This is a genomic window from Dyadobacter sp. CY326 (genome assembly GCF_021390515.1).
Lineage (GTDB): Bacteria > Bacteroidota > Bacteroidia > Cytophagales > Spirosomataceae > Dyadobacter.
On the sequence record NZ_JAJUXI010000003.1, the window covers coordinates 865,171 to 892,039 of the forward strand.

The window sequence follows — 26,869 nt, forward strand, 5'->3', positions numbered from 1 at the left end:
AATGGACTAGCCTGATTATCGAATTCCTTTTAAAAGAATTGAAGAAATTATACAATCAGCTGGTGCCATAATTAAATCCGGCCGGCCACTTGCGTCGGTGCTATTCCAAATTGCTTTTTAAATGCAAAGGAAAAATGTGAGAGGTCTTCAAATCCTAAGTCGAGATAAACGTCGGAAGGTTTCTTATTTTCTTGACTGATAAGAAAATGGGCTTCTTGCAATCTCCTCTTTACCAGCCAGTGTCCAGAGGTTTCATGAAAGGCTACTGCAAAATCCCTTTTGAATGCAGATATACTTCTTCCTGTCAGGTAAGCAAAACGTTCTATATTTACATTGAATTTATAATTACTATTCATAAATTCTTCCAGATCTATTTTTCCGGGTCTTTTAAATTCAAATAAAACTGCTGCAAGTTCAGGCTGGGTCTTCAACAGGATAATTAAAAGCTCCTCATATTTTAGATCTTCAAACGCTTCATCGAGTTGCATAAGACCTTTATAATAAGGCGTTATGGGAGGTTAAATTTGATCATACTGTCTACTGATGCCAGGATTGCCTCTTGCATATTAGCTACCGGTTTCCAGCCTAAAATCGTTTTTGCTTTTGAATTGCTCACATTACGGTTCACCCTGATAAACATCACACCCTGCTTTGCCTGCTCATTAAAAAGAGATCCAATTTTTAAAGCAAAAGCCGGGATCTTTTTGCTGGAAACTTTCCCGGACACCTCAGGCCTGGCGGTTTTTAAAAATGCTGCAATCTGTGGCATTGAAATTTGTCCATCTGCCGAAGCTATAAATCGCTGGCCATTTGCCTCTGGGTTTTCCATAGCCAAAACATGCAAAAGCGCTACATCCCTTACGTCTACAATATTTAATGGGATCGGCGGGATAGCTTTCCAAGTGCCATCAAGCATATTTTTCAAAATATCTAAACTGCTGGAAACATGCCCGTTTAATGATGGTCCGAAAATGGCAACAGGGTTAATGGTTACAAATTCTAAATTACCTCTTTGATTTTTGATGAACTCCCAGGCAGCCCGTTCTGCCAGAAGTTTGGATTTTTCATAAATTGATAAGCCTTTTAGATTCGGATCTGTCCAGTCGGCTTCGGTAGTTTGTCTGCTTTTATCGGTCTGGCTAAATCCCACCGCCCCAAAATTGGAAGTCATAACTACCCGTTTTACACCGGCTTTAGAGGCAAATTTCAAAACCCTTAGAATGCCTTCCAAGGCAGGTCCAATGGCTTTGCTTTCATCTTTGGGTATTTCAGAAAACACAGGAGATGCAACACTTAACACGTATTTACAATCTTTCATGGCCTCCTGCCAATGATCATCGCTGGTCAGTTCGGCTTCAATAAACGAGAGATTCCCAAACGACGAAACTCCATTGGTTTTTAAGGTTTCAACCAGTTTATCCTTGATTGCCATAGAGCGAAGCGTTGTTCTTACCTTATATCCTTTTTGCAACAATTGCAGCACAATATGTAAGCCAACAAAACCATTGCCACCTGTAACTAAAACAGTCTCTTTACCTTCCATTTTTTATATTATTTTATGGCAAAGTTTGCTCAAAAAATGGAATGGGACTTTGCTAAAAAGTCCAATAATACTTTGCTCAAAGGTCCATATACTTTTTAATGGATCCGCCGTGCGTGGGTTGTTCCCTCTCGCCGCTGGAAAGTTCTGTCGGCGTCATCCCAAATTGTTTTTTGAACGCAAAAGAGAAATGTGATAAATTTTCAAAGCCGGTTTCTAAATACACTTCGACCGGCTTTCTGTTTTTCTTGGCAAGATGGTAATGTGCTAATTCCAAACGTCTTTGCGTTAGCCAACGCTGCGGCGTTATCTTATAGATTTTATAAAAATCCTTTTTAAAAGTAGTCAAACTGCGTCCTGTCAGATAGGAGAACTTTTGCAGCGGCATATTGAACATAAAGTTCCTTTCCATGAAATTCGCCAGATCAATTTTATTCGGTTCATCAAAGTTCGCCAATATGTTGTCAACGGTTTTGTCGACACTTCTCAGGATCGAAATTGCTTCTGTAATTTTTAATGAAGCGATATCTTCCGGAAATTTTCCCAGTACGTCAAAATAAGGTATCAGCGAAGCAAGGCACCTTTCTAATAATGGGTGCTTATCGAATTTTAGGATACTGTGTTTTGGAGAAGCGTAAGTTTTTACATTCAGGTTAGCGTAAAATTCCCTCAGGTGTGCAGTAGACAGATGCATTACAACCGATGTGTAAGGCAGTCCGACTTGGGGATAATTGATGATTGTGGCTAGTTGATTTCTTGGAATAAGAAAAATGTCGCCTGCCGTAAACAGGTAGCTTTGATCTGCCTGGTGAATTTTAGCTTTACCCGAAATGAACCATACAAGCATATGGCAGTCAAATATGACCTCCATTTTAAACTCTTTCCCTTGGTTGCGAAATAATTTAATATCCGGGGCAATGTATTCGAATGGGAATTCCATATTGCCGCTAGTCATTACCATGCAACTTCCCCTTCTTCACCAACGAATTTCCCGGTTGGGCCAGTTTGGTCAAGCGTAGCATATTTTATTATAGCATTGATTACTTCGTCGGGACTATGTGTTCCGGTAAAATTGTTTAAAGAGGTTGAAGCAAATCCGGGAGAAACACTGTTTATTTTGAAAGCAGTGTCTTTGAACTCGTCAGCCAACATTACCGTAAATGCATTCAATGAAGTCTTGGAACTACAATAGGCCATCATTTTAAGGTATTTGAATGAATCATAATACGGAGCATTGGGGTCACTATGGTTAGTAAGTGAACCCAATCCACTCGTAACATTCACGATTCTAGGTTCACCGGACTTTTTTAAAAGTTCAAGGAAATGTTGCGTCACCTGAATTACCCCAAAGAAGTTTGTTTCGAAAACGGTACGTAAATTATCAATCGATATCTCAGATGCATTCTGCGGGTACGTGCCGCCGATTCCTGCATTGTTTACCAACACGTCAAGCCTATCCATTTTGCTCTCTAATTCAAGCTTGGCTTTTATAATAGACTCTTCGTCTGTCACGTCGATTTGAATTAAGTCAACGTTGGTTAATCCTAATTCTCTTAGTTCTTCTACTGCTTTTTGTCCGTTTGATTTATCACGGCTTCCCAGGTAAACCTGATAATCGAGTTGTGCCAGTTGTTTTGCAGTCGCCAATCCGACGCCTTTGTTTGCTCCTGTAATAAATGCTGTCTTTTTCGTTGTCATCATTTTTATTATTTAATTGAGACCAAAATTAGACAGCATCTTTTTGGGTTGTTTTGTTCAAACGTCCTATTCGCTTTGTTTAAACGTCGGGTGCCATAGCTTAAAAAAGTGTGTGATCCGGACGAACAAACGAAAAATCGTACTTGAAATGATCTTGACATTTCATGAAATGAAAATCCATCAGTTGATCGGTGGGTTCATTAGTAGGGTATTTTAAAATTTAAATGGATATTTCAACCAGATCAGTAGTAATGGTAAAGCCAGGAATGGAATTTCTATCAATGCCGTTTTTGTATCTCCCGCTCTCAATGACAACGCCATGATCAGAACAATGGTAATGGCCGAGCATACATTGCTCAGGAAAAAGGTTTGCGGGAAAAACAATGTGAATCCCAGAATGATTGAAAACATGCTGAAATAGGGCATAATGGTTTGGGTGATACCTAAGTTGGCCATCATCTTCGCCTGCTCCGGGCCGGGCGGGGGAAATCCGTCCCAACCGTGTTTTATGCTCAGAGCCGCTGAAACTAAAATAAGTACTATGCTAATGATTTTCATTTGAAATAGTTGTTAAAGTGTTATTGTTCGAAATTTTCAATTCTTAATACCAATTCATTTGCAATCCAGCCAGTGAAGGGCTCGGGAATTGGGGGTCATTACAGCTCTACCCGGACACCAAACGTGGGAAATACACCTAAGCCACTGTTAAATACCCTACCCGTTTGCGGTACAAAAATCTCAGCGTTGACGTTGAATTGGTTGTTGATGTTTGCCAAATCCACAAACGCGGAGAACATGCCTTTTTTCATCGGGACATTATAATCAACCCGGATATCCAGGCTGACATAATCTGCCAGACGTCTACCATTTACAGCCGTAATTTCTTGTGAGTAACGTATCTTATTGGGATCGTTCAGTACATTGTCATGAACAATATACTCATCGATAGGACGGCCCGTACTATATCGGAATTTACCGGAGAATATCCATTTTTCATTGGGTTTGTAACTGCCCAACAGAGAAAAATTGTGCGGTATATTAAAGGTGTAGTCGTATTCATCCAAACCATTATTGTCGTCCCTTTTACTTTGCATGTAAGAGTAGCTAACCTGCCCATACCATTTTTGCGAAAGCCTTTTTATTACACTTACATCGCCTCCATAAGCATACCCTGTTCCATTGTTGTTCAGGTAACTCTGCACACGGTTTGGCTGCACAATCAAATCATCAAACTGCTTGTGCCAGCCTTCTACCACCAATTTCAGATCGCTTGAAAATTGATATCTGTAGCCAATGATGTTTTGAAAAGTACGGTCGTTTTTCAATGTATTGCCCCCGCTTTGGCCTGCAACATCGGAGTAGGCCGCATCCTGATAATAGATACCTGAGGAAAAATTGATGCTTTGTTTATCACCCAGCAACACGCTACCACTCAATCGGGGCGACACGGTATGCTGCCGGGTAAATCCGGTATAATCGTAGCGGATACTTGGATTTAACGTAAAGCCGCAAGCAACCGTCCACGATGCAGCCACATAGCCCGAGCCGTTGAAAGCGGTTTTCTCAAATGTTGAATTGTAAAGCGACGGATCCAAAATCTGGTAATACTGGCCAGGGCCCGGCCGTGGGTCGGTGCTGCGGAAAGTGTATACGGTATCGGTACGTGTAATATTTCGTTCGTGATCCAGATTGATCTCCATCGCATCTATACCTGCGGTAACTACCAGCCTGTCAAAGCGTTTGGTATAAATGGAACGATAGCCTATTTCGGTCTGATTGTTTTTTATGCGACGTAAATCATCCTCATATTTTCCAAATCTTGGGTCGAGTATTACACCTTCTTCATCCAGTGAGGGGGTAAAATCTCCAAAAGTATTATCAACTGTTGATGCGCGGAAATAAAGTACATTTTTGATATAACTCTTGCTATCAATCAAAGTCCGCAAATTCAGGCCAACCAAAGTTTTAGTGCTTTTATGATCAAAAAGTATTGTACCCAAGCTATTATCCTCGTTTATATTATAGCCGGACCCAACATCCTCAATGCCCCTGCGTGGAGTTTCAGGGTTATACATAGCGATCAATGAGAGCTTATTTTTGGCATTGATTTGCGTGGTCGTTTTAACAAGATAATCGCCAAAAGCAACACTAGTAGGGTTTTCCATACCTAACACTCTTTGCAACAAGCCAAAATTCTGATACCTCGCCGATGCAAAAACACTCGTTTTTTTAGAAAGAGGACCATCGGCAAAAACAGTTCCTCCCAGCAGATCAAACTGCCCCACAAATGACCAGGTTTCTTTGTTGCCTTCTTTAATGCCAAGACCGAGGTAAGACGATGATTTTCTCCCGTATACCGCATCGAAGCCCCCATTCTGAAATTGTACATTATCGATAATTCGCGGAGCAAAAATGCTGAACCTGCCACCATTGGGATCATTGAAACCGGAAGAAAACCCTTCGGCTTCCATGTGGGATAAATTAAACATAGGGATATCATCAACCATATACACATTGTCCTGGGTCCCCTTGCCCCCTTGCGGCAATGGCAGAATACTGCGCGCCGCTGCTTACCACGCCGGGCAAACTTGACAAAGCCCTCATGATATCGCCCTGTGCGCCGGGGTTCCGGAAAATTTCTTCTCTTGAAAGAGAAAAAGTCGAGATAGGTGTTAATGGGTTGTTTTCGCCTTTGAATGATTTAACCGTAGCTTCAGTTAAACTGGTTATGTCCTCCAAAACCTCTATTTCTGTGTAATAGGTCTTGCCTGATGTAATTGCTATCTCACTAATGTGTTTTGTTTGAAAACCTACATATGAGATTGTTACAGCGTGCGTGCCGGTGGGTATGTTATTAATGGTAAATGAACCCGTCGTGTCCGTGCTCGTTCCGAATTGTGTTTTATCAATTTGGACTGTTGCACCGACAATAGGTTGCTTGGTGGACTGATCTAAAATTTTTCCTTTAAAACTGCCTGACTTTTGTGCGAAAGAGAGCACACTGACCATACTTAGAAACAGGGTCATAACCTGGGTCTTCACCCTACTTTTTGGTTTCATTTGATTCTGATTTATTGTTAATACAAAAATTGCAACGGCATTGATAGACGGGTGTATCAACGCCTTCTATTGTAGATAAAAGGGAAATTGGTTATTCAAACAGTATCAAGGCTTTATGACGATCAAAATGCCTCCCCGAATGATACGGGGAGTTATTCTCAAATCAACTGTACATTAAACTAACACCTTTCTTTTATACGCGACCCACTTAGGCGACCACCACAAGCATTAACCGTCATGTATATACGTCGCCATGTTATTTGGACATCACGGCATGCTTTCCATGCAGCCCGACCCACTAGTCAGTTAAAGGATTGCCTGAATTCCAGCGGGCTTTGTTTTGTCTTTGCCTTAAAGAGCTTATTGAACGATTGCGAATGTTCAAAGCCCAGTTCATAAGCAACTTCGCTTACCGTTAATTCGGTCGTGGATAGTTTCTCTTTGGCCTTCTCTACCAGCTTTTCGTGAATATGTTGCTGGGTAGTCTGCCCGGTTAATTGCTTGAGTAAACTGCCTAAGTATTTAGCTGAAACATTAAGTTTCTCTGCAACGTGCTTAACCGTAGGTAATCCCTTTGAGACCAAGTCATCGTCATTAAAATATTCGGTCAACACCGCTTCCATTCGCTCCAAAATTCTGCTGTTGGTTATTTTTCTGGTGATGAACTGACGTTCATAAAAACGTTGCCCGTAGGTCAGCAGCAGTTCTAGTTGCGCAATGATCACATCCTGACTGAACTTGTCAATATTGGATTTGTATTCGTTTTTGATGTTGGCAACAATGCCGTTGACCAGGGTTTCCTCGTGGTCAGAAAGGAATAAGGCTTCATTAGTTGAATAACCAAAGTACTCGTATTGCTTGATTTTTTTAGCAAGCGAGGTATTCCATAAGAAATCCGGATGGATAAAGAGCATCCAGCCTTCAAGCTTGTGCGGCACACCATTCTCTTCACCACGCAAAACCTGCCCGGGAGACATGAAGGCCATCAAACCTTCGTCGAAATCGTATTTCTGCTGTCCATAGAAAAGTTTGTCACATCCCCTCTTCATGGAGATTACGTACAAGTCAAATACGACAGCTTCGAGCCCCGTATCATTTTTTAGTCCCGCTAAATCAAGTATCCCTATTAGCGGATGGAATGGTTTTTCCAGGCCCATCAGACGATGGATTTCCGTAATGGACTCTATCCGGTAAGGTTTCGTATTTTCCATATTACAATGTCGTCAATTCAGATTTGTAAGTGCAAAGTTCTCTAGTCCTTGCGAAGCGTCTTTAGCCAAAAGGCTCAATCTTGTAGTCGAAAGGGCGGGTTGCTGCTTTGCCTTTTGGATTAATACCACCCTCTCTTTTTACTACAATAATACGACTTTTGGCTACATCCGTTTTTTGACTGTTCCAGAACTTTGCATTAACAAAATACAATTAAAATGCAGAACGAAATCAAGAATTGGACAGCAGCTAATATTCCTCAGAGAAACAATGGTTTAGCTGTAATTACAGGTAGTACAGAAGGTGTAGGATATGAAGATGCACTGGCTTTATCATCATCAGGATGGAATGTGATCATGATGGGGCGTATTGAAAAAAAAGGGGCTGAATCAATTGCTAAGATTCATGAGATTAACCCGAAGGCAAAAGTGAGTTTTGAAAAAATGGACCTTGCAGATTTATCTTCAATCAAAGCCTTCGCGTCGAAGATGATTTTAAAAGGACAAGCCATCGACCTTCTAATCAATAACGCTGGCGTAATGACGCCCCCAAAACGACTGGAAACTGCCGATGGTTTTGAGTTACAGTTCGGCACCAACCATATTGGTCACGTTGCATTAACAGCACAACTTTTGCCATTATTACGCAAATCACCAGGTGCTCGTGTTGTTACCGTTTCTAGTGTAGCAAATCGTGGAGGAATAATCAATTTTGATGACCTTCAGTCAAAATCTTCGTATGCTCCGGGGAAGGCATACAGTCAGGCAAAACTAGCGAACCTCATGTTTGCTTTGGAGCTTCAGCGACAAAGTGAAAAGCACGGCTGGGGTATCATGAGTATGGCTGCACATCCAGGTGTTTCCAGAACAAACTTACTTATTACCGGTGCAGGGCGATGGAGCGCCGCAGGAATTGCGAGAACTTTTCTTCCGTTTTTGTTCCAGCCAGTTGCACAAGGAGCCTTGCCAACATTATTTGCAGCCACTTCTCCGGAGGCTAAAGGAGGTTTGTATTACGGTCCAAATAAAATGAGTGAGACCCGAGGGTTTCCATCCATCGCGAAAATACCGGCACAAGCATTGGATGAAAACGTTTCTTTGAAATTATGGGAGGTATCCCAGGCGTTAGCCAAAGTTGAATTTTAGCACTTACATTTTGATACTCCTATCAAGTAACAATTAAAAAAAATGAATAATATGCTGGAACCTTCTTTCCGCCGAGGTGAATACCGACGTTAAATAATAATTTCCATTGTACTAGAAAACATTTGTACAACCAGATGGTTGTGCTTAAATTAGCAACCAAATGGTTGTATATGATTGAAAGAAGGGATGTGTTTCAGGCGATTGCCGACCCTACGCGACGAATGATCATCCAGCGGTTATCGGGTGGGGCATTAAATATCGGTCAGATTGTGGACGACTTTGGCATTACCCGCCAGGGCATTGCCAAACATCTAAAAGTGCTGCATGAATGCGGAATGGTGACGCTTACCCAGAGAGGGCGCGAGCAAATGTGTGAGGCGCGGCTGGATCAGTTGGATGAAGTGGCCGACTGGGTGAATGAGTCTCGCAAACTCTGGAATCAGCGATTCGAAAAGTTGGACAAATTTTTAGCAGATATAAAAGACAGCAAAAATGAAACCACAGGATAAGGAACTCTTAATCACACGCATATTCCATGCGCCCATCGATCGGGTTTTTGACGCATGGACCGACCCTGAAAAACTTAAACGCTGGTATGCGCCCGATGGCTGCACGATCGACTATAAGCATATCGAAGTCGAGGAAGGTGGACGCTTTCATTACCGCATCGATCATCCGACCCACGGCAGTGGATGGGTTGTCGGCAAATACCTGGAAATCCGGCGACCGGAGAAATTAGTATATACTATCAGGCTTTCAAACGAAAACGGCGATGTATTATCACCAGATGATTTAAAATCGACAGGTTGGCCGGGCGAGATTTTGATCAAAGTAACATTCGAATCTCTCGGTAATCAGACAAAGGCAGTGATCTACGAAGCCGTATCGGAACAGAAAGCCAGGAAAACAGGCGCGTATCGCGGTTGGATAGAGATGTTTGACAAACTGGAACTTCAATTACAAAGCATTTAAAATCATAATTCAGCATCAGCATGAGCAAAATAATCTTTGACAGCGGGATTTCTCTCGACGGCTATTTCGCCGGTGACAACAGAAGTCCGCAAAACCCGATGGGCGGCGCTTCGGGCAAACTTCATCAATGGATGTTCAAACAAAAGGCATTCTGGAAACACATCAAGGTGAAAGGCGGCCAGGAGGATGGAACAGATGGGACATTGATCGACGATGTGTTTGCCCGGACAGGCTCGTACATTATGGGAAAGCGGATGTTCGAGGAAGGCGAAGTAGCCTGGGCGGAAGACCTGTATGAAGCCGACGTATATGTGCTTACGCACGAAAAGCGCGAGCCCTGGATTCAGAGAGGGACTACAACCTTCTACTTTATAAATGACGGCCCACAAAGTGCGTTGGAAAAAGCACGGGAGTCGGCAAAGGGAAAGGATATCAGGATACAAGGAGGCGCGAACACGATCCAACAATTTCTCAACGCTGGCCTCATCGACGAATTTTTCATTCACATTGCGCCGGTCTTTCTGGGAAGTGGCATACGGCTATTCGATGGTATCGAAGATATTTATGATATTCAGATCATGGAAGTGATACCGTCCGAACTCACCACGCATTTGAGGTACAAGCTGACGAAGAAGTGAGATATTGAATATGTAATGTCCCCAACACAATCGCCCGGTAACATACATTGCAATCCCTACGCGGGCCGGCCGTAATTTATCCGAGCACTTCCCGGCAGATTTATATAAATTGCTTTTTTTAACCAAACACCCTTTCCACATGGCACATACTACCTCCAATCCAAAAATCCACGAAGGCCGTAACTTGAAGAGATTCAGAGAGATGCTCCAAATCAAACAAGATTATTTGGCGTTTGAGCTGGGGGAAGATTGGAACCAGCAAAAAATTTCCCTACTCGAACAAAGGGAAAAAATCGACTCGGATATTTTGGAGCAGGTCGCGGCAATACTTAAAATACCGGCTGAGGCGATTCGGAATTTTGATGAGAATCAAGCGATTAATATCATTACCAACACGTACCACGATCATGCAAATGATAACTCCTTTAATCAGGGCACCATTTATTTAAATCCTATCGAAAAGATAATTCAGCTTCATGAGGAGAAGATTGCTTTGTATGAGCGGATGTTGAAGGAGAAGGATGAGATGATGGGGAGGTTGGAGCGGTTGATTGGGGGGAACAAATTTAGCATTTAACAAATGGCAAGACATGACTATTGATAATCTTGGCTACTACAAAATTTATTAAGGGTGTTCAAAGCCAACTAATATGCGAAAATCTATTCAAAATATAGTTGAAGCTAGATTTCACAATGAGTTCAATAACAATGAGCAAAACAGACAAGATGTCTGGGACCTATTTTCGCTAATAAGGACCCTTGCCTTGGAAAGAAAAATCTGGGATTCAGCTATTTCAAAAATAATTGTCTCGGATGATTTTTTAAAAGATGTTCAGATGCAGGCTGATATTTGGAATATATCGCTTGGTGGAAAACATGAAAGGGGATCATCTCCATTCAGTAAATTTTTTAGAAATCCGAAGCGCAAAAAGGATGAATTTTTCCTATTCTTCCCGGTAATTCCAATAAATGAATCTAATGTTCGATTCTATCTCTATCTTGTCCTAGGGCAGATATCTAGTATTAGTGCTAGAAAAATTATCCCGAAACACGTAACCTTGAAGGAGAGCACTGATAGCTTGAATGATTTTATTCATAGCGCATGTATAGAATGGTGTAAAACAAACTATGCAGAGTCTATGACACGCGGAATTATTGATTCCTCAAATCTAGTAGAACACCACTCCATTTTAAATGCTTTTAAACGAAAATTAAAGCGGATACTATATAAATATAACAGTGAAGCCGAAAGTGATGGAAGTTTATGGGAATTTTGGAAGCACTATTCAAAAAGCGTTGAAAAACTATTCATTGATATTTTAAGAAATGCAGAAGGAAGTAAAGAATACGAGTTGGAAGAAGATGAGGAAATATCCGCGCTAATTTATGAAGTTGTCCATAGAATCAATCTATTAACAGATAGGTGCCTTACTGAACAAATATTTGATACTGAGTCAGTAAAGTATGCGGTAGTCGACTTTTCCAATTACTTCAACATTAAACTTGAATCTATAAAAGACTTTGAAGGTCTTAGCATTATTCTTTCCAAAAACCCAAAAGACTATTTCGTAGATATTGTTGACACAGAGCCACGTATCGTTTGTTTTTTGGACATTTTGGGATTTAGCGATCTGGTGAATTCATATGATGAAGATCTTTCCTCGACAGTTCTGCAAGATATTCATGAATCTTTTTCTCTTGCCAAAAAATATTTATTAGATGATACGTTGAACATTCAGGACAAGGAACTAATTAGGCATTTGAAATACCAGTCTTTTTCAGACAATATCTGCATTTCAATTCCATATTTTGACAATGAAACTGATTTCAAACTTAATCTCGGCTTACTTTTAAGATATGTGAGGAGTTTTCAATATTTAATGATGATTAAAAAGTTCTATGTTAGAGGTGGCATTTCCCTAGGCTCATTTTATTCCAATGAGAGTATAATATTTTCGAAAGGCCTTGTTAAAGCATACCAATTAGAGAGTCAAAAAGCTATTTACCCAAGAATTATTATCGATCCTGAAATCATTCATAAATTAAATTCTATCTCGGTTCCTTTATCTGACGGAGATAACCTTTATAAAAGCATAGTCTTCGACTGGGAAAATTCGGCATTTGTAAATCCGTTTGGCTTAATAGAACATAATTCGAGCGACAACACCAGTTCACTTGATGAGACCAATCCGTATGACTTGTCTGCTTTCAGATTTAAAGCTGGCTTTAAGATAATTATGACAGAGATAGTTAATTCATACATTGGGGAAGGGCATTCCGAGCTGGATATAATTAAAGAAGATATTTTACAAAATATTTATAGGTACAATGGCTTTGGCAACATTGCAACAAAATACATCTGGTTATTGGAGTTTATTAAATGGTGGGAAGATGATAAATCGGGCAGTCTAAGATTTTCCTATTTTAACTAATACTGACTTGCATTGGCTAAATCAACTCACCCGAACCCCAATCAACTCTTCCAAAACCTCCTCAAACCGCACAATTGTTTCAATCGTAAAATTGCTATCCCCTTTCACCCAGGAATTTCAGTCTGCCCCAACTCGAATTCGGGATAAAATTTTCGTATCTTCGTGTACACAAATTCGTACACCCATGAGAATCATAACAGCTAGGGAATTTCGGGGGAAGCAGAAGGATTATCTGGATCTTGCCGAGAAGGAACGGGTGATTATTCACCGGGGAAAGAATAAGAAGTCAGTTTTACTCACGCCAATTGATGAAAGTACTGAAACTGATGTCTTTTTTTCGGACCCGCAAGTATTAAATGCCATTAAGGAAGGCATTGAGGACGTGAAGGCTGGAAGAGTGACTTCCATTCGCGACCTTAAAAACATATGGGCAGATATTCTGTAACCTTTTCCGACAGAGCAAAAAAAGACCTTTCATTTTTACATAAATCCGGCGGCAAGTCACTCATTAAACGCATTGAACGCATTTTTGAGGAGCTTGGTGAAAATCCTTACAGCGGAATTGGCAAGCCGGAGCAACTCAAAAATAATCTTTCCGGACTATGGTCGCGGCGCATTGATAAGAAGCATCGCCTTGTTTACCAGATCATTGAACAAACTGTTACTGTCTTTGTAATTGCTGCGAAAGGGCATTATGACGATAAGTAGTTGGGATCGCAATGAGTCACCCCACTCTAACCCCAATCAACTCAATTCCTAGCACCTCCTCAATCCTCACAATCGTCTCAATCGTAAAATTGCTATTCCCCTTCACCCAGGAATTCACAGTCTGAGGTGTTACTTGCAACTTCTCCGCCAAATCCTTTTGGCTCATTCCAAGTTTTCGCAATTGGGCCAATATATTAATCGCGATAATCCTCGATTTTTCTAATGCTTTCGGATTTTCGGCTTTGCGGGCTGCACGTTCTTTCCATTGGCTGGATTCGACGGCGGTGACCGATTCCAATTTTTGTAATATATCTTCTCTCGTTTGCATAGTCATTCAAAATCAATGTATCCCCAATCTTCTACGGTTTCAATATTTAGTTCTTTCAAAAATCTCACGAGCATATTCAGCTTTTCGAGTTACAGCCTGCAAATGCTCACGCTCGTTCAGGGTTTTTTACAATTTGGCGCTGGCGGAGATTACAAAAAAGTCGCATCAGCACTTGCGCCGGAAATCAAGTATTTGGAATAACCTTGTTGGGATAATAGTGAATGAATTATGGCACTTTATGTTAGGTGGTTTTATCTCGGTTAACAATTTTGAGAATAAAAATCAGAAAGGAAGCTATTGAAAACCCCAATAGAACATATTTAAACGAGCCACTGATGAACATGGCTACCGCGAAGGTGACCAGAGCTAGCGATAAAATTACACGATCATTTTTCATGCGCTGTTTTTGATTAGAAGCCTAAGATCATTAAATCTACTTGAAGCGCCTTGGTTTGGAGTGTTGTTTTGTCCGGTAGGAAAGGAACCGCAAACTATAACGGCAGCTAACGAATATTTGACCAGATAGGCTAGCACGCGGCTGGCATTGTTCAATAGCAGTATCTTGAACTCTTCAATAAATTCAAGTGCGATGGGGCGTCCCTCTGTCGGGGACCAGCCGTCGGATCTGACTAACCGGTCCTGAAACCAGGCGATATCTTTTTGAATACCGATTAATTTTTTTTGACGAATGTTGAATTGCCGATGGCTTGGTTGTCAATGCGGCTGCAAACATCATGACCAGAGGTTTCGGCTACAATTCGGTAGGTATATAGGCGTGGACGCAGATTGGTTACCTTTTGTATACCGTCAGCAGCCGTGTTGATCTACCTTTTGTATACCTAAGAAAATTGCTGTTGGTATTGATCAACCCTACGTTTGCATTGCCTTCCCGAAAAAGGATTTCCCTGGTTCTGAGGCAGTTTTAATCAATCAGTATTTATCCATTATTAGTCAATGCCATGAAAAATCTAATGTTAACTCAAATTCCCAAATCATCATTCATCATTTGCCGGGCAATGCTGCTCTTCGCTTTGCTTGTATTCTTTCAAAGCTGTAAAGACCCGGACATCACCTCGGAGCCAACCATTTCCCAACAGACCGGCAATGATCCGCAGCTGCAGGCGCTCAGCAATGTTTTGGCCGGCCTTACCGGAGCACCTGTTGATAAAGTCGTTTACGATCTGAATGAAAAGACATTCATCATCGACGGTGACATTAAAGTGACAAGAAGCAGTGCCGAAGGTTATCTCAATGCCGATAAGGGATCAAGGGTAAACCAGCGGCAACTCTTGTGGACGCTTAAAGACGAAGTTGTGAAAGACATCAAGGTGCACGTCACTTCGAGCATTTACACGCCCTGGTATGAAGCCGTCGTCCTGGCAATGAAAGATTGGAATGCGATACCTAACACAAAAGTGCATTTTCAGCAAGCAACCAATCTTGATGAGGCTGACATCCGGATCACTGCACAGTATGGTTTCCCCAATCCCGATGGATCGCCAAACTGGGTAGCACGTCAATGTCTGCCAAACTCGGACGGAACAATAGGTGGCGGCATGGAAGTCAATGTTTATTACAATGCCGAGAGCATCATGCCCTTATCTAAAAAGCGGCTTGCTATTGCCCACGAGCTGGGTCACGCAATCGGCCTCACCCACACAGATAAATTCTCAGGTCTCCTTGAGCTTCAGATTTGCGACACACCTTTTATGGATAGTCAATCGGTGATGAACTCGTCGGTTACCAATTGGAAAGGGTTCAGTAAATACGACATGAAAGCAGTGGAAACCATGTATCCGCAACATACCTGGAAATATTATCCTACTCAGGCCACAGATATCGCAGCATCGTCGGGCAATACGCAATGGTTGTGGACGATCAGTAAAACGCCAGTGAACGGAGGATATGCAATTACCAGGTATAATTATGTGACACATCAATTTCTGCCGGTTCCGGGAGGAGGTCTCCGGATAGCAGTAGGCCCGGACGGATTGGCATGGATTGTAAATAATATTGGGCAAATTTATAAAGGTGGCAGCGATGCTGCGTGGCAAAAGTTGCCAGGCAGTGCACTCGACATTGCCGTTGGGGCTACCGGTGCAGCCTATATTATCAGCACGATACCCGCCCCTGGTGGTTTTGCGATCAAATACTGGAAAAACAATCAGTGGAACCAAATGCCCGGGAAGGGCGCGGTACGCATCGCAGTCTCTTCAACCGGAGTTGCCTGGGCCATTGACAATGCCAATAAAATTCTGAAATCAAACGGAACATCCATGGACGATACCGGCGCATTAGGCAGGGACATAGCAGCCGGAGGTAATGGCTCGGTGTATGCCATTGGTCAAACGGCGGTTCTCGGAGGCTATTCGGTCAAAAAGAATGAAAATGGCTGCTGGGTGCAATTAGATGGAGGCGGCGTAGCCATCACAGCCCACGGCAACGGCATGGGACCTGCGGTCATTGATAATCTTGGAATGGTCAGGGAATATTAAATAGCTGGGCCTTTCCGGTTTTGAATAAAATGATCAGGAAAGTGAATTTATGGATTAACAACTTGTTTTAATCTGAAAAGCCGACTGCATCCCCTTCCAAAATGGAAGGGGATGTTGGCATGGAAGGTGACAAGGTGATTTACTTGACCATCTTGGCGCGGAGCGTTTTCAAATATTTCAGCAAGCAGAATAGTAAGCTTAAAACGACCAGGGTAAATAACATTCCTATCATTTCTGCTTTTGTAAGGTTGGATAAAAAAACAAGAATGGTTATAATGGCCAGAACGGGAACCAGGTAGCCGCCTGGAATTTTAAAAGAGGCGGAATCTGCCTGATCTTTTATTCTTAACTTAATTACCGCTAAGGCAACTCCTAAATAGATCAAAAGCACCGAAGAGGATGACAGGATGGCCAATTGTTTAAATTCACCCGAAATAGCCAGTAAACAGCCTAATGCGGTGAATGCAATGACTGAAACATAGGGGGTGGAAAATCTGGGGTGAATTAACGCTAAGGCTCTGATGGGAATTACGCCGTCCTTGGCCGAACGGAATAATACCCGCGGCATATTCAATATGTCTCCACTTAAATAACCAAACATAGAAATGCAGGCCCCGAGTATCATTAAGGTCGCTCCGAAGGGTCCCATTATTCTTTTGGCCACCTCGGCTAAGGGAGCAGCTTTATACCGGGGGAATGCATCGCCCAGTATTCCCTGAGCAACCAATTGCACGGCTATGTAAAGCAAAATAATAACCAATAAACTTAAAAAGATGGCCCTCGGAACAGTTCTTTTCGGGTTCTGAACTTCCCCGCTAACGCTTAAACTATTCTCTGCTCCCTGAAAGGCAAAAAACAGGATAAGCGAAACACTACCAAAAGAAGAAAGGGAGGGCACTCTGTCCCATTTTAAATTCTGCAGTGATATTTCGGTTGAACCCCAGGTCACTAATAGCAGCAAGGGCGCCAACTTAGCTATTGTCGTTAATTTCACCAAAGTAATACCTTCCTTTACCCCCCGGACATTCACTATGGTCAGACCTGAGAACAGGATCACGAAAAAAGCTGCCCGAAATACTTTTTCTTTAAAGATTGGCAGCAGGTAAGACAAAGTATCTGCCAGCGCATTTGCTACCGCTGCGGTGGCCATCAGGGAAGCTCCAAAGATAAACAGGTTGGTGGTCAGAAAACCAAAATACTCTCCAAACGCGGCTTCAATGTAAGCGTAAGCACCTCCCGTCAGCGTTACTTTACTTCCTACCTCGGCAAAGCAAAGCATGATTATTGTTATCAGGAATCCACAAAACAGGTAGGCCAGTATGCCGGCAGCTCCCAGTCCCTGGCTAACCAGAGCGGGCAAAACAAATATGCCGGAGCCAATGACCACATTGATGATATTCGAGGTTAACCCCCAAATCCCAATTTCTCTTTTTAAGCCTTCATTTGTGGAAGTGTTACTTCTGGTAGTATGCCGCATATAACAATTGGTTGTGGGTTACCTGACTTAAAAAATTGGTGCTTTCCTTCGGATATGACTAGCAGGGAATGATGGGCAATAATGTAAGATTTCGTGTGATGAAAAGTTAGGTCAGTTACAACTACAAAAAGAATACCTGCCGGCCACTAGCCCTCGGGAACAAAGCGATCCTCATTTGCAAACAATCAGAATGGGGCCGGTAATTTTCAATAATCTTGGAAATGTATTGGAATATTAGGCTCTTAGACACCATTTCCGTCTCTTTCCGGCTATTGTATACCATTTGTATACTAAAAATTTCTCTTCGGAAACCTTTTGTATACCCCCAAAAATTGCCGGCGGTTTTAATCCAGCCTACGTTTGTATCGTCTTCCGGGACACATTGAAACCGGACTTCGGAAGCATGATATTATTCAAAACCATTATAGTAACACCGTAAAGCAGGGGACGCCGAAAACCTGAAATTGAGTAGGCAACAACGAACAAAAAATATCTTTTTTAAATCCAACAAAGCCATGTTAAACAAAACACATTTTTTCAAAAGTGCCCTTTTTATTGCCCTTGCAATTGGCTCCTTTGCCTGCCAGAACGACAACCCCGTGGATCCCATGCCGACTGACGCAGCCTCGGGAGCCACAGCACGGATCGGAAGTGATGTTGACTCACCTAACTTTCCCCAGGTGCACAAGCTCACCAAACATGGTCAGGCAACCCTGACTTACGACAACGATGGCCGACTCATGAACGTGACCACCCCCGTACGTGGCAGTCTGGCTATCCAGACCGATTACACCTACAGCCCCGGTAAGATCAGAGCGTTTACGCATCAGGGAAAGGTCAAGCTCCGGGATGAAAGCTTTATGCTGGATGCCAGCGGGCGCTGCAAGGAATCAGCAGAAGTGATTACTGTTGTCAATAACAATGTTGCTACAGATTACCTAAGGGAGTGGAAGTTTACCTACAATGAGAAAGGTCAGTTATCGAATTTCCAGAATAAACACAGCTGTGTCGGTGGATTTGGGTACAGTTACAATGCTGACGGCGATGTGATCTCGGCGACTGAAACGACAGGAATATCGAGCAGTTTTGAAACAAAATTCAACTACACGCCGGCAGGAGGCGACCCGATCATGAACGATAAATATCCTTTGAACGTGCTAGGGGTGAACGAACACGATGCTTACCTGAGGATTTTCGGTAAGCCGAGCAAGCACCTGGTCACGCTCGTAACCAAGCCGGGTTCACTCGACGGCGATTATTACAATTACACCCTGGACGCGGATGGCTACGTGACCCAACGGAAGCACTACAAACTGATTGGCAGCAGCCTGGTCGACACCAAGTCGTACACCTACGTGACAGCCAACATCGGGATGCCGTTCTGAGCTGCCCAACCCAGAAACCCGCGGGCCAGCGGCCCCCAATAACGGGATAAGTAATCCCGACAGAAAGCCCATCGATGTCAATTCGGAGGGCTTTCTGATTTTAACCGGCCAGGTCAATCGCCTGCCGGCGCATTAATAGCCAGCATGTAGCTGTCAACTTTTGGGATTGCGGAGGCCGACCGTGCACACAGACTAATAAGAATAAGTATTGTGGCAATATGTCTGTCAGGCATCTCGGCTAAAATTGCGGATCTTAAATGTAGTATGAGTTGAATGTTATTATTTTTTAGGTAACTCATAATAAGCAAGCTAGAGAATACAGCAATGTATGTTTAACATAAATAAATTATAGCGACAAAATATTATTTGGTTCGATTTCTCATAATCTCTGTAAACTCTTTCATAATTGTTAGAGGTTAAGGGTATCGCCCGAATCAGATATCAGAATTTGTTTAAGAATCACCTCCCGCAACCGCCCTTCGTGTTCATCGCTCCATTGCCCCAATGTGGCAATCACGGGAATTAAGGTCTTACCAAAATCAGTGAGGCTGTATTCTACTTTTGGCGGTACGACGGGATAAATTTTTCTAGTAACCAACTCATGATCTTCCAATTCTTTCAACTGGATATTCAAAACCCTGCGGGAAGCGTCAGGGATTTTGCGTTGCAGTTCGCTTGGGCGTTGATAACCCTGGTCAATAAACCACAGCAACCGGATTTTCCATTTACCATAAAGCACTTCACCGATCAGGTCAAGCCCGCAATTCAGGTTTGGTGTTGTCTTTCTCTCATACATATTTCAAAATTAAGCGTATGTATCAGTTAGTGCAATAGGGGATCAATTTATCCCTATATGAATCGTAATTCCGTACTTGCCTAAACTTCATTTACACGCCAATTTTGTCCTATCATTCATTTTTAAGCAAAGGACAATACAATGGAACAGTTTAATTTCAACAATGAATTATCAGGTAAAATTGCCCTGGTAACCGGGGGTACAAAAGGAGCCGGAAGAGCAATTGCAGAAAGGCTTTTGCAAGCTGGTGCAACCGTAATTATCACCGCGAGAAATGCACCGGAAGAGGAAAACGAAAAGTTGCATTTCATTCCCGCTGATTTAAGTAAGGCAGAGGGATCGCAAAAGGTGGTCAGCGAGGTGCTATCAGCTTATGGAAGGCTGGATATTCTGGTAAACAATCTTGGATCATCATCAACACCTGCCGGTGGGTTTGCGGTATTGAGCGATGAAGATTGGGAATCAACGCTACAGGCCAATTTGCTCGCCCCGGTTCGGCTGGACAGAGGATTTTTACCACAAATGGTCGATCGAAAGAGTGGTGTTATCATTCACATTGCTTCTATACAGGGTAAGCTGCCTTTGTACGATTCAACTTTGCCTTACGCAGCCGCAAAAGCAGCCCTGAGAAATTACAGTAAAAGCTTATCCAACGGAGTTGCATCTTCGGGTGTTCGCGTGCTGACTGTTTCGCCAGGCTGGATCAATACGACAGCATCGGAAGCCTGGCTGGGCGAACTTGCAAGAAACGCGAATAGTACGGTAGAAGAAGCGCAACAGGGGGTGATGGATGCATTGGGCGGAATACCCTTTGGAAGACCTGCCCAACCTGAAGAAGTTGCAGAACTTGTCGGTTTTTTGGTTTCGCCAAGAGCAAGTTACCTCACAGGTACAGAATATATCATTGACGGCGGAACTGTTCCCACTATTTAACAACCTCAAAAAAAACGCAAAAATGAACTTACCAAAAGTAGTAGCCGATTTAGTTAAAACGCAAAACAGCTTTCATAGCGTCGCATATGCCAATTGTTTTTCCGAAACAGCCGTAGTTTTTGATGAAGGAAAAACGCACAATGGGAGAAAAGAAATAGAACGTTGGATTGCCGATTCCAACGAGCGATACAAGGCTACCATAAAGCCTGTCGGCTTTGAAGAAAAAGAAACGGAAAGCCTTTTGATGGCAGAAACCTCGGGAGATTTTGAAGGAAGCCCTATTGTATTGAGTTATCATTTGGAAACAGTTGATGAATTGATACAGTCGTTGAAAGTCACAGGATAAGTGGGAATGGCTAACATTAGCCATTCCAATTTCTTTGTTAATAAATGGTTGTCGTTCTTTCTCCAAGTAGGAATTAAATTTAATTAACAGAACATTTACTCTAAGTACCAAAAACTTTTTGCGACATGAGTGGTTTGTCAAACTATGGCTTCGAAGTCCAAATAAATGGAGAGCATTTATGCAATGCAGGTATTGATACAGATCGTCACGTCGTTACGTGTATACTCACTTCATTGCGTCGGCTAAACGAATCCGATGGATTGGATTTGACAGTTTCAGGGCTTAACTCGGTGACGGACGAAAACCTTAAGTGGGTAGACAAGGAACTGAAAGAAGGTGACACTATCACGATTAAAGTGATTACAACAGATTTTGAACCGGCTCGCCAAATTAAGCAAAAACCTTCAAAAGAGAAGATGCGATAAGTTGCGGTATTACCATAAATTGAGAGAGGAATTGAAAGAGCATCTGGAATGATGCCACAGTAAAAACCAAAGCACTGCTATGAATACTACATCTATAATGTCAACTGGAAATAAACACCCATTGATCATTAATTTATAGCCAACATCGGAACTGGATAACCAATCAGCACAATACTATTTCAGAACAGAGCGATATATGGTAATTCCAGAATCCATGACAAAAATAGAATCATTCATCAGAATGATCATTGACCCAAATGCGGATGAATGGGATGCCTTTGACCGAATCGTTAAATGCCCTAGATTAAGAAACAAAGCTTAATTAAAGCGTCCTACATTTGACCCTGTCAGCAAACAAACTTGGACTTTTCAACAAACCCGTACCTACCTGCCTAAGTTACCTTTGTCATATCAATTTTAGCAAAAGAAAACTTAGACAAAATGAAAAAGACAGTATTAGTAACAGGGGCTTCGGCCGGAATTGGCAAAGCAACAGCCATTTATCTCGCTCAAAATGGATATGATATTTATGGTGCTGCGCGCAGGACCGACAAAATGGAAGACTTGAAATCGTACGGCATCAAACCGATCGCACTTGATGTAACAAAGGATGATAGCGTGAGGGCATGCGTCAATCAAATTTTCCAGGAAGCAGGAAGTATTGATATTCTAGTTAACAATGCGGGTTTTGGTCTAGAAGGGGCAATCGAGGACATTTCGATGGAAGACGCACGTTATCAATTGGAGGTGAATGTATTTGGCGCTATGCGTTTGGCGCAACTGGTTTTGCCAAAAATGCGGGAAAACAAGTATGGTAAGATTGTCAACATTTCTTCTGTTGGCGGTAAGATCGCTTTTCCGTTAGGAGGTTGGTACCATGCAAGCAAATTTGCATTGGAAGCATTGAGTGATAGTATGCGCAGTGAAGTCAAGCAGTTTGGCATTGACGTGATCGTTGTCGAGCCAGGTGCCACCAGATCTGAATGGGGGAATGTTGCCACTGACATTCTCATGAAAGTATCTGGCCATACAGCTTACAAAGACCTGGCCGCAAAAACACACAATGTATTTACCCGGTTAAATAAAGATATAGCAGAGCCAGAAGTGATCGCCAAACTGGTCAGGAACGCAGTAGAGGCTAAAAGTCCAAAAACCCGCTACACAACTTCTCAAATGGCTTCCTCGCTTTTGCTATTTTTGAGAAGGATTCTATCCGACAAGCAAATGGATCGATTGATCATGAGCCAAATAAAATAGCCACAATGGAATTGCCCCAATGGAATTGAGCCAAATGGAAAACGTTGTCCTTCAACATAATATCCTGTATGCACAAGGTCATCAAAAAACGCAAAGTAGCGAACATTTCTTTCCTGAACATGCCTTGGGCATTATGCTTTCAGGCGAATCCTACTATTATTCAAACGAAGGAACATTTGTCATGAAGGAAGGCACTATCTGTCTGATGCGCCGGAATGAATTGTTCAAAAAGCTAAAAAAAGCGGGTCCAAATGGTGATCCGCCCGCATTAATCAGCATATTCCTGGATCAAAAAACACTGCATCAATACGCAACTGAAAACGATATTCCCAAACAAAGTGCATACAAAGGAAAGGCGATGATGGAGCTGACAGGCGATATGCTCTTGAAAGGATTTTTTGACTCATTAGTGCCCTACGCCCAGCGTCCAGAGAAACTGACAGCAAAAATAGCGGAGCTCAAAACCCGTGAAGCCATTGAACTGCTTCTTCAAAGCAGCGATGTTTACCAAAAGCTTTTGTTTGATTTTCAGCAGCCGCATAAGATTGATTTGGAAATGTACATGAACCACAATTTCATCTACAACATTCCCCTGCCCACATTTGCCAAACTCACAGGTCGTAGCCTATCAACATTCAAGCGGGATTTCACAAAGATTTTTAAAACAACGCCCGAAAAATGGTTACAACAAAAGCGTTTGGAGCAAGCACATTATCTGATTTCAAAAAGGGAGATGCGGCCTTCGGAAGTTTATCTGGAAGTTGGTTTTGAAAACCTGTCACACTTCTCATTCACCTTCAAAAAAACATTTGGCCTTACACCAACGGAGTTGATTGAAAAAAATGGAAGTGCCCTCCCCTAACTATCGGTGGTTGAATTAACTTTTATAAGTAATAGATAACAGGACTATCAACTAACCGGTCAACGCTTTTCAGGACGAGGCAACAGAACTTCTCTCTAAAAATAGCGCAACACTATTCTACAAGTCACAACCAACTAAGGAAATTTGTTCAAAAATGAAGTTGTAGCCATGTAGCTGACATACAGCTGTCATAGCCGCTAAATATCTTTGGAATGACGAAACCAAAACATTTAGTTTTATGAAATTTACATCCATTCGAATTATTACCGCAGACATTAACCCTCTCATTGCATTTTATGAAAGGGTTACTGGTTTGCCGGTTACCCGGCATACGGACGATTTTGCAGAGTTGCGTTCATCATCTTTCATAATAGCGATAGGTAGTACCCGCACCTTAGAACTTTTCGGAGGAGCTCATCTTGCGACACCGGCTTCAAATTACTCCGTAATACTGGAGTTTCATGTGGATGATGTCGATGCTGAATTTCATAATCTTAAAGAATTCCTGGGAGATGATATTTTTCAGACACCAACGACAATGCAATGGGGCAACCGCTCAATGCTGTTCCGTGATCCTGATGGAAACCTTGTGAATTTCTTTACGCCTGCCACCTTACAAGCAGACTAATACAGTTTGGGCTATTGACACTTCCCTTTCTGTATTATCGACAGCAATTAGGTTGTCGCTACTAGCAATTTAGGGATATGTTTCCAAAAAACCTGTTGCCAAATATATAACTTAATTATATATTTGACAACAGTTAAATGATGGAATCGATGATACAACATTTTTTAGTCACCTTGTTAATAATCATAATAGCTTTTTCTGGCAATATTTCATTTGCTCAACCCAGAGAATTAAAGGGAACCTGGATCAGCCCAGAACAAGATATAATTGAAATTCTAGAGACAGGTCGAACCTCCAATAATTATCTAGCCAATAAGCTGTTAAATGAAGATCATTTTGAGCTGTACATTTTAGGCGACACACTAAGCTTTCAACAGACGTACACTAGTTCTGTGACAAATTTCAAGGTTGAATATACTGATCGCTTTGATCTGAAAATTGTCAGTGTAAACGACTCGGCTCTTGTAGTTAAACCCGTTTCCGAATTCTCAAAAAAGTATTTTCAGGATCGTCCGATTATCCGTTTGAGAAGAAAAGAGCTCATTGTGGATAAAACATTGGTTTTTGAAAGACTGTTCTACCAAGCGATTTGGAGTGGGCCAACCATTGAGTTAGAAGTTGATAGCACCAGACATGCTTACATGAATTATACAAATACAGATGAAGACTACAAAGCTACTTTGGCAACCGGCAGTTATTCAGCAGTGTTGAATGATGAAACGTTCAACGAGTTAATTTGTCAATTACAAAACTGCAGTTTACGAACATTAAAATTTATAGATGTTAAGGGAGCCGATTCACCAGTTAAAACATTGATCGTTTATTTTAATGGGAAGCGCAAATATCTTAAATCCATTGCTCCTTCCCGAGTAGCAGAAGACCTTTTACGCTTTATTAATTGGCAACTGGTTGGTTATGACAAATGGACACCAGCAGTTCATAAAATGGAAATTAAGCGCTAGCTTGTAAGTCATAACTTGGATCCCATGGAGCAAAGACCTTATGCATTTCGACATGTCCTCAGTCTTTTAGCAGGATCTGCTGTCGGATGGTTGTCGATGGTAAAATTAACCTCATGGATATTACCGTCCTACCCATTCAGCTTCGTACATGAGATGTTGTGGGGACTTATCTTCTTCATCTTTTTCTGTGTAGTGATGATACGCATGAATTGGGAAATGAAAATTACAATTGGGGTAGTGCTCCGTATTTTCATTGCATGTGTAGCAATTCCGTATTTGATCTTTTATTTTCTTTCATTATTATCAAATGCCTAGACTACCTAGGCCATGCTTCCTTGCTAAACCAGCGCCTCCCTTTCATCCTACCCAGCACCTTGCTTCAAGACTAACTCGTTGATTCCGAAAAAGTAAGGTTCAAACCTTGCAAGTAAAGCAAATGTGTTAGAGATTTTTGCCTTTTTGGATTGTCTTACTAATTCAGCCAGGGAAGCAGACAAGCGACATAGAAATATGAGACGATCATTTAAGACACTTTTTGTATAACTAAGTCAGAGTAAGTAGATATATCAACCGGTAACCTAAAACGGCCTTTTTTCGAGACAATTATCAACTATTTTTAGACAAGTGCTTTTCCGATCTTCCGTAATAGAGGTAAAATAGCGTCCCAAATACTGGAAGGAAGAGAATTGCCACCATCCAAATTAATTTTGCCAAAGCCGAATAGTCACTATTAGACATCAGATCAATAATCGCCCAAACTACAAAAGCAAAAAACAAAATAAAGCAAGAAATAAGGAACACCTCCTGATTACCTAGCCCAAAGATCGCGGCGAATGGATTGCTCATATACGTTTCTTTAAGTAACTATTTCAAATATATAAAAATCATTTCCATGACGCAATACCTTTATTTACAGCAATTTGTAGCAGCTATAAGCAAAATACATGCCCAACATTTAATCCGCAAGCATAGCAACCGTAATTTGCACAAGGATCTCGTAATGGGAGAAGTGCGTTCTCCTTGCTGGCATTTTACCTTGCCGCCCCAGAAGTCGAAAATGATCGCACAGCCCTAAATGTCTTTCATGGCATGCGAAGGGCAAAGAAAGAAGGCCGATGGATGGCAAGCGCACCTTTTGGATACCGAAACAGGATTTCAGAAGATAATCGCAAATATATTGCAATCCATCCTGTTCTTGGCCCGCTAATTAGAGGTGTTTTCAAAGAGCTCGCCACCGGAAGATTCAACACTGAGCAAGTTTGGAAAATGGCAAAAGGCGACGGTCTTACATTTAGCAAACAAGCGTTTTGGATGGCGATTAGAAATCCTGTGTATTGTGGGAAGATTTTTATTCCACCTTTCAAAGACGAACCTGGTCATTTCGTCACAGGCCAACATGAGCCTCTGATAAGCGAGCAGTTATTCGATGAAGTTCAGGATAAGATTGAGGGAAGAAAAAGAAATCTATAAAACGCAAAAGTCTTGTGGCAGAGTTAGAGCGCATCAACAAACGCCTTCAAAACGCACGGATGATGATAGTAGACGGCGACCTTGCGGACGATGATTTCGAATT

31 protein-coding genes are annotated in these 26,869 nt (G+C 42.0%); 19 read left to right on the forward strand and 12 right to left on the reverse strand.

Annotated elements, in window-relative coordinates; all coding sequences use genetic code 11:
- Positions 1 to 71: 71 nt before the first annotated feature.
- The 8 genes from LZG73_RS08060 to LZG73_RS08095 all read right to left on the reverse strand — a co-directional run bounded on the left by LZG73_RS08060 (position 72) and on the right by LZG73_RS08095 (position 7,509).
- Complete coding sequence (locus tag LZG73_RS08060) at positions 72 to 488, reverse strand: AraC family transcriptional regulator (protein WP_310588388.1); 417 nt, start codon at positions 486 to 488, stop codon at positions 72 to 74.
- Between the two features lie 20 nt (positions 489 to 508).
- Entirely contained in the window at positions 509 to 1,543 is a 1,035-nt protein-coding gene (locus LZG73_RS08065; RefSeq protein ID WP_233847426.1) for an aldehyde reductase, read from the reverse strand.
- 76 nt (positions 1,544 to 1,619) lie between these two features.
- The gene (locus LZG73_RS08070; RefSeq protein ID WP_233847428.1) at positions 1,620 to 2,480 is read right to left on the reverse strand and encodes an AraC family transcriptional regulator; all 861 of its coding nucleotides are present in this window, start codon (positions 2,478 to 2,480) and stop codon (positions 1,620 to 1,622) included.
- Between the two features lie 14 nt (positions 2,481 to 2,494).
- Complete coding sequence (locus LZG73_RS08075) at positions 2,495 to 3,241, reverse strand: SDR family oxidoreductase (protein ID WP_233847430.1); 747 nt, start codon at positions 3,239 to 3,241, stop codon at positions 2,495 to 2,497.
- Between the two features lie 210 nt (positions 3,242 to 3,451).
- A complete protein-coding gene (locus tag LZG73_RS08080; RefSeq protein ID WP_233847432.1) occupies positions 3,452 to 3,796 on the reverse strand; it encodes a hypothetical protein in 345 nt (114 codons plus the stop codon).
- Between the two features lie 98 nt (positions 3,797 to 3,894).
- On the reverse strand, positions 3,895 to 5,709 hold the full coding sequence (locus LZG73_RS08085) for a TonB-dependent siderophore receptor (RefSeq protein WP_233847434.1): 1,815 nt from the start codon (positions 5,707 to 5,709) through the stop codon (positions 3,895 to 3,897).
- Positions 5,710 to 5,737: 28 nt separating this feature from the next.
- Positions 5,738 to 6,298 carry a carboxypeptidase-like regulatory domain-containing protein gene (locus LZG73_RS08090; protein ID WP_233847436.1) on the reverse strand — a complete coding sequence of 187 codons (561 nt, stop codon included), beginning with the start codon at positions 6,296 to 6,298 and terminating at the stop codon, positions 5,738 to 5,740.
- 302 nt (positions 6,299 to 6,600) lie between these two features.
- Complete coding sequence (locus tag LZG73_RS08095; protein WP_233847437.1) at positions 6,601 to 7,509, reverse strand: AraC family transcriptional regulator; 909 nt, start codon at positions 7,507 to 7,509, stop codon at positions 6,601 to 6,603.
- Between the two features lie 216 nt (positions 7,510 to 7,725).
- Between LZG73_RS08095 and LZG73_RS08100 the strand changes: the two genes are divergently transcribed.
- From LZG73_RS08100 to LZG73_RS08135, 8 genes are all read left to right on the forward strand, one after another.
- Positions 7,726 to 8,652 (forward strand): SDR family oxidoreductase, encoded by a 927-nt coding sequence (locus LZG73_RS08100; RefSeq protein ID WP_233847438.1) that lies wholly within the window; start codon positions 7,726 to 7,728, stop codon positions 8,650 to 8,652.
- Positions 8,653 to 8,822: 170 nt separating this feature from the next.
- Complete coding sequence (locus tag LZG73_RS08105; protein WP_233847439.1) at positions 8,823 to 9,161, forward strand: helix-turn-helix transcriptional regulator; 339 nt, start codon at positions 8,823 to 8,825, stop codon at positions 9,159 to 9,161.
- Positions 9,145 to 9,624: an SRPBCC domain-containing protein gene (locus tag LZG73_RS08110; protein WP_233847440.1), complete on the forward strand. Its 480-nt coding sequence runs from the start codon at positions 9,145 to 9,147 to the stop codon at positions 9,622 to 9,624. Before LZG73_RS08105 ends, LZG73_RS08110 begins: the two co-directional genes overlap by 17 nt.
- A gap of 20 nt (positions 9,625 to 9,644) precedes the next feature.
- On the forward strand, positions 9,645 to 10,262 hold the full coding sequence (locus tag LZG73_RS08115; protein ID WP_233847441.1) for a dihydrofolate reductase family protein: 618 nt from the start codon (positions 9,645 to 9,647) through the stop codon (positions 10,260 to 10,262).
- A 139-nt stretch (positions 10,263 to 10,401) separates the two neighbouring features.
- Positions 10,402 to 10,839: a helix-turn-helix transcriptional regulator gene (locus tag LZG73_RS08120; protein WP_233847442.1), complete on the forward strand. Its 438-nt coding sequence runs from the start codon at positions 10,402 to 10,404 to the stop codon at positions 10,837 to 10,839.
- A 73-nt stretch (positions 10,840 to 10,912) separates the two neighbouring features.
- Positions 10,913 to 12,694, forward strand: coding sequence for a hypothetical protein (locus LZG73_RS08125; RefSeq protein ID WP_233847443.1), 1,782 nt, complete (start codon positions 10,913 to 10,915; stop codon positions 12,692 to 12,694).
- Between the two features lie 184 nt (positions 12,695 to 12,878).
- Positions 12,879 to 13,139, forward strand: coding sequence for a hypothetical protein (locus LZG73_RS08130; RefSeq protein WP_026632176.1), 261 nt, complete (start codon positions 12,879 to 12,881; stop codon positions 13,137 to 13,139).
- On the forward strand, positions 13,121 to 13,402 hold the full coding sequence (locus tag LZG73_RS08135) for a Txe/YoeB family addiction module toxin (RefSeq protein ID WP_233847445.1): 282 nt from the start codon (positions 13,121 to 13,123) through the stop codon (positions 13,400 to 13,402). Before LZG73_RS08130 ends, LZG73_RS08135 begins: the two co-directional genes overlap by 19 nt.
- A 16-nt stretch (positions 13,403 to 13,418) precedes the next feature.
- On the opposite strand, the gene LZG73_RS08140 is transcribed toward LZG73_RS08135, so the two are convergent.
- Positions 13,419 to 13,730: a helix-turn-helix transcriptional regulator gene (locus LZG73_RS08140; protein WP_233847447.1), complete on the reverse strand. Its 312-nt coding sequence runs from the start codon at positions 13,728 to 13,730 to the stop codon at positions 13,419 to 13,421.
- Between the two features lie 15 nt (positions 13,731 to 13,745).
- Here LZG73_RS08140 and LZG73_RS08145 point away from each other — a divergent pair, with 15 nt between their 5' ends.
- On the forward strand, positions 13,746 to 13,931 hold the full coding sequence (locus tag LZG73_RS08145; RefSeq protein ID WP_233847449.1) for a hypothetical protein: 186 nt from the start codon (positions 13,746 to 13,748) through the stop codon (positions 13,929 to 13,931).
- 758 nt (positions 13,932 to 14,689) lie between these two features.
- The gene (locus LZG73_RS08150) at positions 14,690 to 16,225 is read left to right on the forward strand and encodes a M57 family metalloprotease (protein WP_233847451.1); all 1,536 of its coding nucleotides are present in this window, start codon (positions 14,690 to 14,692) and stop codon (positions 16,223 to 16,225) included.
- A gap of 139 nt (positions 16,226 to 16,364) precedes the next feature.
- Here the strand turns inward: LZG73_RS08150 and LZG73_RS08155 are convergent, their stop codons facing one another.
- Positions 16,365 to 17,702, reverse strand: coding sequence for an APC family permease (locus LZG73_RS08155; protein WP_233847453.1), 1,338 nt, complete (start codon positions 17,700 to 17,702; stop codon positions 16,365 to 16,367).
- 515 nt (positions 17,703 to 18,217) lie between these two features.
- Between LZG73_RS08155 and LZG73_RS08160 the strand changes: the two genes are divergently transcribed.
- Positions 18,218 to 19,087 carry a DUF4595 domain-containing protein gene (locus LZG73_RS08160; protein WP_233847455.1) on the forward strand — a complete coding sequence of 290 codons (870 nt, stop codon included), beginning with the start codon at positions 18,218 to 18,220 and terminating at the stop codon, positions 19,085 to 19,087.
- A gap of 409 nt (positions 19,088 to 19,496) precedes the next feature.
- On the opposite strand, the gene LZG73_RS08165 is transcribed toward LZG73_RS08160, so the two are convergent.
- Positions 19,497 to 19,883: a helix-turn-helix domain-containing protein gene (locus LZG73_RS08165; protein ID WP_233847457.1), complete on the reverse strand. Its 387-nt coding sequence runs from the start codon at positions 19,881 to 19,883 to the stop codon at positions 19,497 to 19,499.
- A 141-nt stretch (positions 19,884 to 20,024) separates the two neighbouring features.
- Between LZG73_RS08165 and LZG73_RS08170 the strand changes: the two genes are divergently transcribed.
- The 7 genes from LZG73_RS08170 (at position 20,025) to LZG73_RS08200 (ending at position 25,296) form a co-directional block, all read left to right on the forward strand.
- A complete protein-coding gene (locus tag LZG73_RS08170) occupies positions 20,025 to 20,816 on the forward strand; it encodes an SDR family oxidoreductase (RefSeq protein WP_233847459.1) in 792 nt (263 codons plus the stop codon).
- Between the two features lie 22 nt (positions 20,817 to 20,838).
- On the forward strand, positions 20,839 to 21,162 hold the full coding sequence (locus LZG73_RS08175; RefSeq protein WP_233847461.1) for a nuclear transport factor 2 family protein: 324 nt from the start codon (positions 20,839 to 20,841) through the stop codon (positions 21,160 to 21,162).
- Positions 21,163 to 21,287: 125 nt separating this feature from the next.
- Positions 21,288 to 21,587 carry a hypothetical protein gene (locus LZG73_RS08180; protein WP_233847463.1) on the forward strand — a complete coding sequence of 100 codons (300 nt, stop codon included), beginning with the start codon at positions 21,288 to 21,290 and terminating at the stop codon, positions 21,585 to 21,587.
- 441 nt (positions 21,588 to 22,028) lie between these two features.
- Complete coding sequence (locus tag LZG73_RS08185) at positions 22,029 to 22,844, forward strand: oxidoreductase (RefSeq protein ID WP_233847464.1); 816 nt, start codon at positions 22,029 to 22,031, stop codon at positions 22,842 to 22,844.
- 34 nt (positions 22,845 to 22,878) lie between these two features.
- A complete protein-coding gene (locus tag LZG73_RS08190; protein WP_233847466.1) occupies positions 22,879 to 23,706 on the forward strand; it encodes an AraC family transcriptional regulator in 828 nt (275 codons plus the stop codon).
- Positions 23,707 to 23,944: 238 nt separating this feature from the next.
- Positions 23,945 to 24,334: a VOC family protein gene (locus LZG73_RS08195; protein ID WP_233847468.1), complete on the forward strand. Its 390-nt coding sequence runs from the start codon at positions 23,945 to 23,947 to the stop codon at positions 24,332 to 24,334.
- A 149-nt stretch (positions 24,335 to 24,483) separates the two neighbouring features.
- Positions 24,484 to 25,296, forward strand: coding sequence for a hypothetical protein (locus LZG73_RS08200; RefSeq protein ID WP_233847470.1), 813 nt, complete (start codon positions 24,484 to 24,486; stop codon positions 25,294 to 25,296).
- 606 nt (positions 25,297 to 25,902) lie between these two features.
- On the opposite strand, the gene LZG73_RS25645 is transcribed toward LZG73_RS08200, so the two are convergent.
- On the reverse strand, positions 25,903 to 26,142 hold the full coding sequence (locus tag LZG73_RS25645; RefSeq protein ID WP_409014315.1) for a PLD nuclease N-terminal domain-containing protein: 240 nt from the start codon (positions 26,140 to 26,142) through the stop codon (positions 25,903 to 25,905).
- A 174-nt stretch (positions 26,143 to 26,316) separates the two neighbouring features.
- Between LZG73_RS25645 and LZG73_RS08205 the strand changes: the two genes are divergently transcribed.
- Positions 26,317 to 26,766 carry a recombinase family protein gene (locus tag LZG73_RS08205; RefSeq protein WP_233847472.1) on the forward strand — a complete coding sequence of 150 codons (450 nt, stop codon included), beginning with the start codon at positions 26,317 to 26,319 and terminating at the stop codon, positions 26,764 to 26,766.
- Positions 26,767 to 26,869: the final 103 nt, after the last annotated feature.